We start from the raw sequence: 14,324 nt of genomic DNA on the forward strand, positions 1-14,324 counted from the left end.
TACGCCTCATGGTGCGAAGGCCAGCGCCACGATTTATAGCATCGTCGAAACGGCCAAGGAAAATGGCTTAAACCCCTTCACCTACCTGATCTACTTGTTCGAACAGATGCCTAATATGGATGTCAAAGATCGAGATGCCTTAGACAAACTGCTTCCATGGTCCAACAGCTTGCCGGCCAGGTGCCGGATCAGGAAAATAAGTGACGAAATGCCCGCCTCCTAAAAAGGCGGGTTATTTTACGCCCACAGACCTGACTCCGCCATTACATTAGGTGGGGAAAGTTTGACGCTCACCAGATAGTTATGTCAAGCTGGCGAGGGCGGTCTTGAAAGTAAGCCTCTCGGAAGCGACTGCCTATTTCAACCAGGCCGTAGAAGTAGCAAGCAAGATTGGCGATGAAAATTTGGAACGATGGGGGGCGCTTCTAGGCTTGGCCAACAGCGCTGCCTCTCAGGAAAGGCCGAGCCCGGTGATAGCGTATCGGCTCGCGCGTTGTGCGGAGTTAACTTATGAATATGTCGTCCGGGACGAGTATTTTGATTGGGAACTTACTGTCGAGGCGATATCTGGTCTATGCGGGAAGTCATCCCTTGCGATCCTAAGTCGTTGGCGGGATCGGGATTTTGGGTTGGCGGAACGGTTATTGCCAGTTGCAGTCAATTTTCTCGTCGCACGCGGTGACCTCGATCCCAAAATTGCTCTTGCATTAATCGGTTTTCGCGCTCAATGGGATGAGCCTCTTTTGCTAAAGGGCGCTTTGGCGACCTGCGTAACCAAAGCTGAAAAGGATGCTGCGGCGGGACTTGCCTACCGCTACATGACGTTGGAATGTCAGAATGTTGGAAGGTGGCGCGAACTCAAGAGAATCTTGGACGAGTATGGCATAGCGCCCTCAGACCTTGATGAACGGATTACTTTGAGCGAAAGCGAAGAACAGTCCATAAAGTCGAGGGAGAACAGTTACGGAATAGATCGAACCGTGGATCGAGAAAGCAAAGATGGGCGTGATTGGAATGCAATCTTTAGAGGAATAGATCTAAGTATCACCGATGATATTTCACGGGCATATCGACGATTCAAAGATCTCGACCCACCGTACTACTATAACCGATTTTTTAAAGAAGCATGCGGTCGCGTGCAGATTGGCAAAGAAGCTGAATTCATCGTTGCTATTGCAGGTGTAACCGATTTCGACCTTTATCATTTAAGCATATTTCTTAAACATTTTCCGGAAAACTGGAGAAGCCGGCTCGCAGTCAAGCCAGCCCTTGCCCAAACCCTGAAGGCGTACTGCCGTCGATTCTGTATGGCAATTACGAAGAGTCGGTACAATGAAATTCTTCCTCTCAAGACTGCATGCGATATGTCTGGCCTTCCTGAAGGTGACGTGGTCGACGTGGTACTAACTGCAATAGGCGAAGCGGCTGAAGTCGCTAGTGCAAGCCGCTTGTTCACGCTAGTTGGACTCCTAGTGCCAAAACTGACTGAAAACGAAGCGTTAGAGGCACTTTCTTTCGGCCTTGATCTATTTGACCTTGTTCTAGAGGATACCGATGGCGATGGCCCGTGGTCGCCCAAGCTTGAACCTCCCACTGAGATTGAAGGATCAATCGCCGGTTATATTTGGGGCTGCCTCGCTGCGCCAAGGGCAAGTTTGCGTTGGGAGGCAGCTCATGTAGTCCGCGCGTTATGCACACTTGGCTGCGAAAAAGTTCTCCAACATCTTATCACGCTAGCGAACGGAGCATCATATGACGCTTTTTATGATGCCCGTCTTCATTTTTATAAATTGCACGCGCACCAATGGCTATTGATCGGATTGGCCCGTGCCGCGAAAGAACATCCGAATATTGTTGCCCCTCATGCTGACTTTTTAATTAAACTAGCGTTTGCTGAGGAGCCTCACGTCTTCATTCGAGAGTATGCAAAAAGGACAATCCTTGCTTTGTTGGATGCAGGATTTTTGGAATCACAGGCTGATTGTGAGCGTCAATATCAAATGTACCAAAAACGCTAATATTTTTTGTACCACCTTGGGCTAGATATTGCCAATATAATTCCCAGTGATTATTTACCAAATATGGATTTTCTGTTTTCCAATCTATAGCTTGGACCGTCCAGAGAGAATATCTCGCACTGGTGAGCCAGCCGATCAAGAATTGCTGCGGTTATGATGCTATCACCCAGAAACTCGCTCCATTCATCAAAGCCCTTGTTGCTAGTTAGTATTATTGAGGTTTTCAAATATAGCGCATTTACAAATTCATATAGCTTATTGGCTTCCTGCTTTGAGATGGGCAAAAAGCCCACCTCATCGAGGATAACCAAATCGCTGTTCTTTATTTTTCTAACCTTGCCTGCAGCCCTTTTACTTATCTCTGACGTTTTTAACATCCGCATCAACTGATCAAGACTAACGAACGAAACATTATAACCAGCCTCAATAGCTTTAAATCCAATACCAATGGAGAGTCTTGTCTTGCCCAGTCCTGTCGGCCCCAGGAACATGATATTATAAGCTTTCTCAAGCCAGGCTAGCTCTGATAACTGCTTAATATGCAGTTTGCTTATCCCTTTAAAACCCCGTCTTTCAAAGTCAAAGCTGTCCAGTCCCTCGATGTAGGGGAAGTCGGCTGCCTTAACTCTCTTGGCCTTAGCTCTTGCATTCCTGCTGTTGATTTCATGGTTTAATAGCTTGTCCAGCACCTCCAGGGGGGTCATATTATTAATAGCTGCATCGGCAACGATTGCCTCCAGTCCGGTAGAAGCTTCCGTAAGGCTAAGATGTCTTAGCATAGAAGCAACGGTTTTCAATTCAGCCATTTGTCATCACCTTCTTTCAGGCGCCTGATCATGTCCTGCAAATCCCTTTTGGCTACCTCTATCCCGGGGATACGGGTATTACCTGCAAAAGGTATAATTAAAGGGTCGACAGTGCATGCGGCTTCTTTTTCCACCTTGCTGAAGTGGATGACAGCATCCCTGAAATCAACTGCGCTTTTTAGTTCGTTAGTCAAGCAATATTGCAGTGCCGTTTCGACTGCCAAAGGGCTATATTCATCAATGATTTTTTCTATTAACATGAACTGATCCCGGGCATATCTTTTCTTTTCGTTATGTATGCTATCAAGGAATTTCGCGGCAGCCTCAGGGTGAGGGAATTTGACGATTAATGCTTCTTTCATCCCGGCAACCTTTATGTCCTTGTTTCGTAGATGGTCATTGTTTTGGATCAATCTGCCCTTTTTGTAGCATATCTTGTGCCTGGCCAGCAGTATGTCGCAATACCCGGCATATATTAAAAGTTCGTCTCCCACAATATCAAGCTGAACTTCTTTATGAGCACCAAAGCTGCCAATTGGAACTGAATATCTGTTGCCCTCATACATTACGGTATTGTCTTTTCTAATCTTTCGCAGTAGTATAGTAACATCTAAGTTATCTGTTTTATATGCCACCGGTGTGAGGTATCCACGTTCGATTTCGAATGCCTCTGCCGGTACTTTTTTTGTAACCGAGTGTTTTTTGGCATTACCGGTTCTGTGGAGCCATTTCTCAAATTCTTCATCCCAAATCCATTGTTCCGTATACTGTCTGTACCTAGCAAAGTTATATTTAAAGAATTTTACTACAGCCTCGATTCTTCCCTTGCTGGGAGGATCCCCCTTCCGGCATAGATAGATATCAAGCTTTTCGCTTTGCCTGAAGGTTTCAAACTCTTTGGTGTAGATGATATCGCCGTAGTTTTCGTTTACTGAAATCAGCCGGTCTTGATCAAATACAAGCTCTTTTGGTTTGCCTCCCATCCATTCAAAGCAGCTCTGAATTGCATTGACCATGTCTTGTGCTGCCGGTGGTTTTGAATACCAAACCCCGTATTTATATCTGGAATGTGAGAGTACAAAGCCGATGCAATAAAGTTTCTGGTAGCGTCTTGTCGCTATGTTCTCGACAGCTATGACCCCGATATCAACCTGCATCTGAAGACCCATGGGGGGATCCGGAATGGCTTGATATTCCCGGTCATCTTGTTCAGGTTTAATATCATAATCCATCCGCAGTTGCCGAACATATCTTCTTATACTGCTTTCTGCCAGGGTCAGATTGTATTTATCCTTTAACCAATCGTAAATCTGAGCTGCTGTTATTTCCTGGTATGTATTTAGCCAGGATAAAATTAGTCCTTTATGCTGCTCAAGGCTGGACTTTTTAGCCGGCTCAAGGATTGTTTCCTGAAATTCTTCCGGCAACATGTCCCAGTACTTCTTAACGGTGCTTCGGTGAATCTGTAAAATTCTTGAAACCTTTCTTTGTTTAAACCCCTGGCATTTCATTGCTTGAATCTTGCTGTACATGTGCCACCTCTTCCTCGTCAATTTACAACCCCCCATGATGTATTCTTTTTTGGTAATTCACCAATAAAGATATTACCATGGAAAGCCATATTTTTTGTTAGTACTTCCTATTTTTAGTGGCACACTTTTCGCTAGCGTTTTTGGTACACTTTATTTTATCATTTACAATGGAATATATCTTTAACTATGGGTATAGCACCTATCGGTTTTAATTGTGTTTCTACAAGATATTTAGTCCACTGATCAATCCCTGTCACTATTGTGATAATAAAAATATAGAACATTTTCTCCTCCTTATAAATTTAAATACAGATACCCCTTGATTTTATCTTTGAGGAAATAAATCAAGGGGTTAATAAATCATGTAGGCTTATATACTCCTGACTTTGGAAGAAAAACAACTAAAAATGAATAGGCAAACCTTTAAAACCTTGAATTCTCAATCGGATTCAAGGTTTTATTTTGGAAAAAATTAATTTAGTTATGTACACTTATAATCACTTATGATATACTATAAGTAAAAAGGTGTTGGAGGTGCCAGATGTATATCACAATCAGCGGAAAAGGAAGTCATCGTATTGTCCAGTTGCGTGATGATCGACGAGTTCCAGGCACAGATAAAAGAAAAGCGGTCATCGTAAAAAATTATGGTAACTATGAAAAGTTGCTGGCAGAAAACCCTCATATCATTGAGGAACTGAAAGAAGAAGCAAAACGCTTAACACGGGAAAAGAATGCTGAGTCTGCTCCAATTACCTTAACTGTTCCCACAAAAGAGATTACCTCCGCCGAAGACGTGACGTCTTCGTTCCGTTTCGGACACGCCTTGATTCAGCACCTCTGGAGAGAACTGAAACTGGAGAAGTTCTTTGAACGATATGCTGGAAAAAGAGATCCTGAAGAGCTAGTACAAAGCATCTTCTACCTCTTGGCCAGGAGATGTACGGATCCCAGCAGTATTTACAGCTGTTATCAAGAACAGAGCCAATATGCAGGTCATACGGAACAGACTTTGGATGCTCTCTATGGAGTTTTGGATATCCTAGCAGAGTCTAAAGAGGATCTCATTGAATTCCTGTCTGTTTTCTTCCAGAAGAAAACGAAACGAAAGAATGGTTGCGCCTATTACGATGTCACCACTCATTCCTTTGAGAGCACCAAATGTGGTGAACTGAGAATGTTTGGTTTTTCAAAATCCCATAAAAACAATGAAGTCCAAGTAGTTATGGGACTTCTTATTGATAACAACGGGATTCCTGTAACCTATGAACTTTTTCCTGGAAACACCATGGATCAGTCAACTTTAACGAAGTCAGTCGAAAGACTGAGGGAGTTGTATCGTTTAGAGAAGATCACAGTAGTCGCAGATAGAGGACTTAACAGTGGTACAAACTTAGGCTACCTATGTTCACAGGATCATAACTTTGTAATCAGCTATACGCTGAAACGATCCACGCAAGAGTTTAAAGAACTGGCCTTGAATCCCGATGGATGGAAAGTGACTTCTGAAAACGAAGAGAGCGGCGAAGTTCTGATCATGGAGAAAGTGGTGGAACAAACACTGGAATACAAGACAGAAGGTCTAGCGCTGGACGCACCGGAGGGTGCGGAAGAAGGCGTGAAAAAGAAGCGTGGACGACCTAAAAAGTATCAACACCATGTTGTTCCGGTGAAGATCCATCTGACATGGAGCGCCAAAAGAGCGTCGAAAGACCGCGGTGATCGGCAACGAATGCTTGAAAAACTGATGAAAAAAATGGATAAGCCTTATCAGCTGAAAGCAGCGGTGAAAAGAGGGGTAAACCAGTTCTTGGAGATGGAACTGGAGACAGAAAACTGGAAAATCAGCGAGGAGAAAATTAAAGAATCTGAAAAATATGATGGATATTATGCTATCATCACGAACAACCTAGAGTTATCAACCCTTGAAGTAGTTGAAATCTATCGTGGTTTGTGGAGAATCGAAGAGAGTTTCAGAATCATGAAGACAGATTTACAGGCAACTCCTGCTTTTGTTTGGACCGATAAACATATCGAAGGACACTTTGCATTGTGCTTTTTAGCCTTAACTACTATGAGATATCTGCAGTATAAGATTACAGATCACACTGGAGCGCAAGTATCCGCTGCAAATCTCATGGAAGCTTTGTCAGGACCTACCGTTATTACACAGGGGACTTATCCCAATATTACCGTAACCCCGATCAATATAAACCAGACATACCTGGACATCAGCAAGATCCTCGGCATGTCAGCACTTAGACAGAACATGACTTTGACTCAGTTTCGGAGTGCAACAAAATTGAATTTAGTGAAGAATCTAGAATAAGTGTACAAAAAAACCATTGGAAACAAGGCGCAAACCTTGTGTTTCCAACGGTTTTCTTAATATTAAGTTCTAAAGTCAGGAGATACCCCTTGATTTTATCTTTGAGGAAATAAATCAAGGGGTTAATAAATCATGTAGGCTTATATACTTTTTGTATTCATTATCCTCATTGCATTTAATATTGCGATTATTGCCACACCCATGTCAGCGAATACAGCTTCCCACATAGTTGCAACTCCCACCGCACCAAGTGCAAGGAATATGGCTTTAACCCCTAATGCAAACACAATGTTTTGCATCACAATTTTCCTAGTCCTTTTTGCTACTTTAATTGCAGTGACAATTTTTGATGGTTCATCCGTCATGATAACTATATCAGCTGCTTCAATTGCAGCATCAGACCCCAAGCCGCCCATTGCCATGCCAATATCAGCTCTCGCAAGTACTGGTGCATCATTGATACCATCTCCAACAAATACAATTTTCCCCTTATGAGATTTCTTAGCATCCAGATCCTCAATTTTTTCTACCTTGTCGGCCGGTAACAATTCAGTATACACCTTGTCAATTCCAAGTTGGGTTGCTATTTTTTCCCCAACTGCCTTCGAATCACCAGTAAGCATAACAGTATTTCTAACACCTAATGCCTTCAATCCTTTAATCGCATCAGCTGAATCTTCCTTCACTGCGTCAGAGATTACAATATTGCCTGCATATTTCTTGTCTACTGCAACATGTACTATTGTACCCAGAGTCTCAACTTCCTGATATTTAATGTTTTCTTTATTCATCAGTTTGCTATTTCCGGCAAGAATCTCTTTACCACCAACTTTAGCTAAAATCCCATGACCTGCAATTTCCTCATAGTCTTCAATTTTAGTGATATCGACATCTTTGTTATAGACTTTCAAAATGGATAGTGCAATTGGATGACTTGAGTGACTTTCAGCAAATGCTGCATATTCAATCAATTCCTCATTTGTAAAATCAATTTGAGAGTTGATATTCACAACTTCAAATACACCCTTTGTTAGCGTTCCCGTCTTATCGAAAACAACTGTTTCCACATTGTTCAACGCTTCAAGATAGTTACTGCCTTTTACTAATATACCTCTCTTCGATGCTCCACCAATCCCTCCGAAGAAGCCCAATGGTATTGAAATTACTAACGCACATGGACAAGATATAACTAAGAACACTAAGGCTCGATATATCCATGTAGAGAAAGTTGCACCGGGGATCACCAATGGAGGTATGATTGCTAAGGCTAATGCTCCAAAAACTACAATCGGAGTATAGGAACGCGCAAATTTTGTTATAAATTTTTCTGTAGGAGCTTTCTTACTGCTGGCATTCTGAACCAGATCCAAAATTTTAGATACAGTTGAATCACCAAAATCCTTTGTTACCTCTATTGTCAAAACGCCATTTTTATTAATGAATCCGCTCAATGCATCGTTTCCTGGCTCGAGTTCACGAGGAACAGATTCCCCTGTTAACGCTGCAGTGTCAACCATTGAGTTTCCTTCTATAACCTTGCCATCGAGGGGAACTTTTTCTCCTGGCTTAACAATAATGATGTCACCTATGTTTACCTCTTTAGGAGATACTTTCCTGATCTCATCACCAACTTTAAGATTTGCATAGTCAGGACGTATATCCATCAAAGCACTTATTGATTTTCTGGAGTGACCTACAGCTATATCCTGAAACAATTCACCTACCAGATAGAACAGCATAACTGCTACACCTTCTGGATACTCTCCAATGAAGAAAGCACCAATGGTAGCAATACTCATTAGAAAATGCTCACTGAATACCTGTCCACGGGCAATACCTTTTATTGCTCTTAAGACAACCTCTCCACCAACTATAATATAACTAATAATAAATAAGGTAAGCTCAAGCCAATTTTGGAAATTAAAGATGATTCCCACGGCAAATATTGCTCCACCGACCACAAGTCTTATGATTTCTTTTTTGTTGACACCTTCTTCTTCCTCTTCATTATTTTCTTTTATGTTGGCCTTAGATGTATCTTTCTCAAAAACAATCTTTACATCCGGTTCGATTTTTTTTACAATGCCTTCAATCTTCTCATTTAATTCAGTGCGGTTGACTTTCGGACTTATTTCCATTGTTAGTTTCTTCGAAACAAAATCTACTGCAGCAAACTCCACTCCTTCTAAACCGCTTATTTCTTTTTCCATTTTAGCTGCACAATTCGCGCATCCAAGTCCTTCAAGCATTACTATGCTTTTGTTCACCTTTTTCTTCTCTGCATCAACTATTTTAACATCCGGCTCAAGTTTACTAACAATGGATGTTACTTCTCCAAGAATTTTACCAAATTCCTTTTTATCGACCGCTTCAATTGTCAGCTTCTTAGTAACAAAATCAACGGTTGCACTATTTACTCCTTCAAGGCTTTGTGTTTGAGCTTCAATCTTTGCAGCACAATTCGCACAATCAAGTCCTTCAAGTATTAATACTTTTTTATTGCTCTTGCTAATGGATTTTTCTTTCACTGCCACATCCGGTTCGTGCTTGTGCACTATGGTTTCAACTTGCTGTAGTGTATTCTTATACTCTTGCTCTGATTCAGTTTCTAAAGTCAATGTCTTGTTCATGAAGTTCATATAGGCTTTGACTCCATTTAATTTATTAACCTCATCTTCAATTTTAGCTGCACAATTTGCACAATCTAATCCTTCTAAAATTATTTCCTTCTTTAACATCACTGCCCCTCCTTTACTTACTTTCTTCTGAAATATGAATTAATCCTTGGTCAAATATTTGCTTTACATGTTCATCTTCAAGGGAGTAGAATACAATCTTTCCTTCTCTTCTGCTCTTTACTAGTTCAGCCTGCTTTAAGACTCTTAGCTGATGAGAAATTGCTGATTGGGTCATATTCAATAAGAATGCAATATCGCAAACGCACATCTCGGCTTCATCTAACGCCCAGAGTATCTTAATTCTTGTTGAATCCCCAAAGACCTTAAATAGCTCCGCAAGATCATATAGGGTTTCTTCTTGAGGCATTTTTTCTCGAACTTGGTTAACAGTATCCTCATGTATAACATCACAGTCACATCTTTCAGTTGGTTGAATTTTCCTTGCCACATTATCACCTCCGATATTATTTCAATTGCATACTTGAACAGTTATTCACATGTTAATTTTACTACTGCGATAAAAAGAAGTCAATAGATACTTGAACAGTTATTCAAGTGAACGAGCAATGTATTTTCTATTTATACTTGATGAGGGTTTTAACGATTAAAACACCGCCAGATAAAGGATAATTCTCCTCGACTGGCGGTTAGTTATATGCATTATATTTCTACATCAATTTCAGCACTGAGCCTGAACTCAATAGTCAGTTTATCATCTAAGACTGTTAACTTCTCAATAAGCCGTCTCACCAATAGATCATCATATTCTGCGAGTTGACATGACTGCGTTTTCAACCAATGCATTTTGCCCCAGTTCACGCAAGCGGTATATCTCATCAGCCACTTCGTTATAGTGTTGTATCGATTACTCGTCAATTTGGATTTCAATTCCAGACTTAAATTCCACAAAGAAATAGTCATCATAAACCGTTATCTTTTCCAAGAGAGTCCTTCATAAGTTAGACCGACTGCATTGAAAAAGACTGCCCAACGAGCTTCAAGTCGACTGCGAAATCGATGTCCGTCATATTCTGTTTCAATTGCTTTAATATCATTACTCACGAACGAATAAGCCTCCTTCTTCAAATGCAACATAATTACCATCATTCATTTCCTGTAAGAACTCTCAAAACAGGGTTGCCGCCTATACTGGATTATGGTGTTCCGGGTAAGTAATGATCCAATTGTGGTTCCTCCCGTCATGCACCAGACAAATCAATTTTATCCGTATTAATAACTAATAGCAGCTCAATTGACCCTTCCATGAATAATTATACTGGTTTGTCTTTAATTATCTTCGTTAGGCTTTTTCAAAAATCCAATTCAACCTTTGCTCGACTTACTGATGAAAATTGGTTTGTTGAGCAAGCCCTAAATACTGTGTTATCTGACAAAGTGCCAGCGTTGCCACCAAGTATTTCCCTTTTAAAATCATTTGTGTCAGATGTATCAAGTATTTTAATCGTGCAAAAACAAAGTCACATTAACTGTATCTCCGCCGCTTTTACCGATTGCCTCTCTAATCTTTCTATTGATCGAGATTATCTTGTCTTCATTTTTCCTTGGAGCCAAATTAATGCTTTTTACTTCATAACCGTCAATTGTCCCGGATACCTTTAGAAAACCCCATTTCCCCTCAATATCTGCAGTCCCTGGAATTCTAAGGTGGTATGTCCACGCTCCAAATCCTCTCTTATATTCCAATTTGAGTTCTTGATTATCAACAATCTTTATCATTATGAGTTCAGCTCCTTTCTTTAAAATTTTTCAAATAAATATATAATTTTACTAAAAGCCACGAAATTGTTACTTGATGAATGATTCATTCAACTTGTAGTAATGGGTCTGGGATTCTCCCAGGATAAAAAATCAAATGTGATTTTGGCAAGTGTATAAACACTTGCATTGCTTGCCATTATTCTTTAACTAATTTCCCTTCATTATCGAATTTGTTATTCCTTCAACTGTTGCAGAAATAAGGGCATTTGCAACCGACTTAATTGTGTCTATAACCAATGGTAAACCTTTTTTGGTAATTGTTTCTTTGACTTTCTTCCACTGAGAATCGTCCCTTATTTTTTCCAGGAAGTCATTCCCATCCCAAGTTAGAGAACCGACACCAAACACATAAATTTCGTTGTCAGCATATTGTGCTTTATAGTCCGAAATCAGACCTGCTTCATATAGAATTTTACAGTGATAAGCAACCGTCTCGGTATCATATCCATCAACAGCCAAATCGTATATGGCTGTTGAGCTATATTTATCTTCAATTTCCAGTAATATCAGGCGAACAAGGTCCATATCTCGTTTCATTTTAGCCTCCCACGTGCTTAATTGTAATCAAGTTAAAATTATGTGTGTCTACCACTCAATCAATAATGTTTTTGATCTTCATCGGGATCCAGGACAAATGTGCTTGCTTCCCAATCTTATGTTTCAGGTATTTTGATCTTGTACTTAATCGTATATGGATTATGTAAATTATTTAGATACTATCCGTCCACATCTCACACTGCCCGATAACTGTGGCGATTGCATCTTCAAGACCTTCAGGCGGATATTTATACTTCTTCAAAAGTTTCTTGACCATACGCCTCATACCTGCACGGGCAGACTCTTTCTTCTGCCAGTCTATGGTACGGTTTTTGCGGAGCATTTCTGTGAGTTCGTGGGTAAGTTCAACGAGGTCCTTGTTCTCATAGAAATCCTTGACTGCTTCCGGTCGGGTTAGCGCATCATAGAACGCCAATTCCTCTGCGCTCAAACCCATTGCGTCGCCCTCTGCATGAGCATTTGCCATTTCTTTTGCCATCTTCATTAGCTCAGCAATTACTTCTTCGTTAGAAAGCATGCCGTTAAGGTATGCCTTCATTGCTCGAGAGAGCATCTCGGAGAACTTTTCGGATTTTACAAGATTCGTTCTGCGGTATAGCGAGACTTGCTCTGCAAGCAATTTTTTTAGAATTTCAACGGCTAAGTTGCGTTCCTTCATCTTTGCGATTTCATCAAGGAACTTAGGATCAAATAGAGAAAACCCTGTGTCAATATCCGAAAATAAGTTGATAACACCTTCACTTTGAATGCTCGCCTTTAGAAGTTCATTAATGCGGGTGTTAATTTCCTTCAGTGATAAAGGCTTACCTTCACCGGTCAACCTGGTCAGAAGAGTACGCACCGCCTCGAAGAATGCTGCCTCATAGCGTTGTTCTGGTTTCAGCAACGAACGACAAAGAGACAGTGCCTGACGTAGTAGCATTGCTTCTTTAATGAACGATTCACGTTGTTTTTCTTTATCCACTCCCGAAATAAAGTTCACTCCGCCGCTGATGGATTTAGCACGAGTAAGGTCGGTGGCCTTTTCATCCATAAAGCTGGACAAGTCGAATCCAAAAAACAGATCGCGGCAAACCTCCAGTTTTTCTACGAATTTTGGCAAAGCAGTCTTAGCAATGTCCGTATCGCCGTAGTTACTCTTGTCACGGTTGGTGTAGTCATTCATTGCTTGTTTCAGTGCTGAGGCTATTCCTACATAATCGACTACCAACCCTCCTTCTTTATCCTTATAAACCCGATTAACTCGAGCTATGGCCTGCATCAAATTATGTCCTGCCATAGGCTTATAGACATACATGGTTGCAAGAGAAGGGACATCAAAGCCCGTTAGCCACATGTCTACGACAATAGCGATTTTCATTGGATCATTGTCATCTTTGAATTTCTTGGCCAAATCATCACGGCGACGTTTATTACCAATGATACTGCGCCACTCTTCTGGATCTTTGTTGCTATCGGTCATGACGACGCCAACTTTTTCTGTCCATTCTGGGCGCAACTGGAGTATTTTATCGTAAATTTTCATCCCGATGGCGCGAGAGTATGCAACAATCATGGCCTTGCCTGTCAGTTCGTATTGGCGGTTTTCTTCATAGGCTGACGAGGGGACGGGGTTCTTGGCACATTTTCCGCCAGTCATATTTATGCCCGGCAAACAATGCCCCGGTTAATCCCAGTTAGTCTAGCGATCTGCCTGATTGAAAGTTTGTATTCATCCTTAAGCTTTTTAATGGCTCAACACCGACTTGCAGCATTAGATGAACGTGGTTACCCATTAAACAGTATGCATATAGACTATAGGCGCTACTTTCTTTATATATAATAGAGCTGCAAAGCATCGAGAAATTTCTGGTTATTTTCCCAGTCTTCAAAGATGTTTTGCCGGCTGATTCCTCATTAAAAAAAAGTGTTAAATTCCGCTACTGCTCTTTTCCCTGGCCCGTTTTGGCACAAACTACAACTCCTTGCCACATTAACCCTGAACTGGCAATGTGTCAAGAACCCCGTCCCCTTGGTCCCCCAATGTGTCAAGAACCCCGTCCCCTTGGTCCCCCCGTACCGCAGCTTTGAAAACAATTGAAATGTTCGCTCGAATAGAGTCGGGATGAGCAACTAAACGGAATACGTGCGGAAAATTTGAGATTCTCATTAACGACCGCATTGAGTCGGCAGTCACGGGAAACGTTTTTTGCGGAAACCAATCTGTGTATCGTGCGGTTGGACAAGTTATCGCGCAACGAGGATAACCTGGGAAAACTGCGCGTAACATACTGGGACCTGATTGTCTGCGATGAAGCGCACAAGATGGTGAGCGTCAAACTTTCCCCACCTAATGTAATGGCGGAGTCAGGTCTGTGGGCGTAAAATAACCCGCCTTTTTAGGAGGCGGGCATTTCGTCACTTATTTTCCTGATCCGGCACCTGGCCGGCAAGCTGTTGGACCATGGAAGCAGTTTGTCTAAGGCATCTCGATCTTTGACATCCATATTAGGCATCTGTTCGAACAAGTAGATCAGGTAGGTGAAGGGGTTTAAGCCATTTTCCTTGGCCGTTTCGACGATGCTATAAATCGTGGCGCTGGCCTTCGCACCATGAGGCGTATTCGCAAATAGCCATCCCTTGCG

11 protein-coding genes are annotated in these 14,324 nt (G+C 41.6%); 3 read left to right on the top strand and 8 right to left on the bottom strand.

Features of this window, described 5'->3' with window-relative positions; all coding sequences use genetic code 11:
- On the top strand, positions 1–223 hold a 223-nt coding region (locus KGZ66_00795), incomplete at its 5' end, for a transposase domain-containing protein (GenBank protein MBS3984134.1).
- A 103-nt stretch (positions 224–326) separates the two neighbouring features.
- Complete coding sequence (locus KGZ66_00800; GenBank protein ID MBS3984135.1) at positions 327–2,018, top strand: hypothetical protein; 1,692 nt, start codon at positions 327–329, stop codon at positions 2,016–2,018.
- Between the two features lie 50 nt (positions 2,019–2,068).
- Here the strand turns inward: KGZ66_00800 and istB are convergent, their stop codons facing one another.
- Positions 2,069–2,824 carry an IS21-like element helper ATPase IstB gene (gene istB / locus KGZ66_00805; protein MBS3984136.1) on the bottom strand — a complete coding sequence of 252 codons (756 nt, stop codon included), beginning with the start codon at positions 2,822–2,824 and terminating at the stop codon, positions 2,069–2,071.
- A complete protein-coding gene (locus KGZ66_00810; protein ID MBS3984137.1) occupies positions 2,812–4,356 on the bottom strand; it encodes a transposase in 1,545 nt (514 codons plus the stop codon). The genes istB and KGZ66_00810 overlap by 13 nt, the downstream gene beginning before the upstream one ends.
- A 541-nt stretch (positions 4,357–4,897) precedes the next feature.
- Between KGZ66_00810 and KGZ66_00815 the strand changes: the two genes are divergently transcribed.
- Positions 4,898–6,685, top strand: coding sequence for an IS1634 family transposase (locus KGZ66_00815; GenBank protein MBS3984138.1), 1,788 nt, complete (start codon positions 4,898–4,900; stop codon positions 6,683–6,685).
- Positions 6,686–6,825: 140 nt separating this feature from the next.
- Here KGZ66_00815 and cadA read toward each other — a convergent pair whose 3' ends face one another.
- The 6 genes from cadA to KGZ66_00845 form a co-directional block, all read right to left on the bottom strand.
- Positions 6,826–9,423, bottom strand: a complete 2,598-nt coding sequence (gene cadA, locus KGZ66_00820; GenBank protein ID MBS3984139.1) for a cadmium-translocating P-type ATPase — start codon at positions 9,421–9,423, stop codon at positions 6,826–6,828.
- Positions 9,424–9,436: 13 nt separating this feature from the next.
- The gene (locus KGZ66_00825; GenBank protein MBS3984140.1) at positions 9,437–9,811 is read right to left on the bottom strand and encodes a helix-turn-helix transcriptional regulator; all 375 of its coding nucleotides are present in this window, start codon (positions 9,809–9,811) and stop codon (positions 9,437–9,439) included.
- Positions 9,812–10,821: 1,010 nt separating this feature from the next.
- On the bottom strand, positions 10,822–11,100 hold the full coding sequence (locus KGZ66_00830; protein MBS3984141.1) for a DUF1905 domain-containing protein: 279 nt from the start codon (positions 11,098–11,100) through the stop codon (positions 10,822–10,824).
- Between the two features lie 189 nt (positions 11,101–11,289).
- Positions 11,290–11,679: a DUF2513 domain-containing protein gene (locus KGZ66_00835; GenBank protein ID MBS3984142.1), complete on the bottom strand. Its 390-nt coding sequence runs from the start codon at positions 11,677–11,679 to the stop codon at positions 11,290–11,292.
- A 172-nt stretch (positions 11,680–11,851) separates the two neighbouring features.
- Positions 11,852–13,339: a DUF3387 domain-containing protein gene (locus KGZ66_00840; GenBank protein ID MBS3984143.1), complete on the bottom strand. Its 1,488-nt coding sequence runs from the start codon at positions 13,337–13,339 to the stop codon at positions 11,852–11,854.
- Positions 13,340–14,078: 739 nt separating this feature from the next.
- Positions 14,079–14,324, bottom strand: a 246-nt coding sequence (locus KGZ66_00845) for a transposase domain-containing protein (GenBank protein ID MBS3984144.1), incomplete at its 5' end; no start/stop codon positions are given.

The organism is Selenomonadales bacterium (assembly GCA_018335585.1).
Classification (GTDB): Bacteria; Bacillota; UBA994; order UBA994; family UBA994; genus UBA994.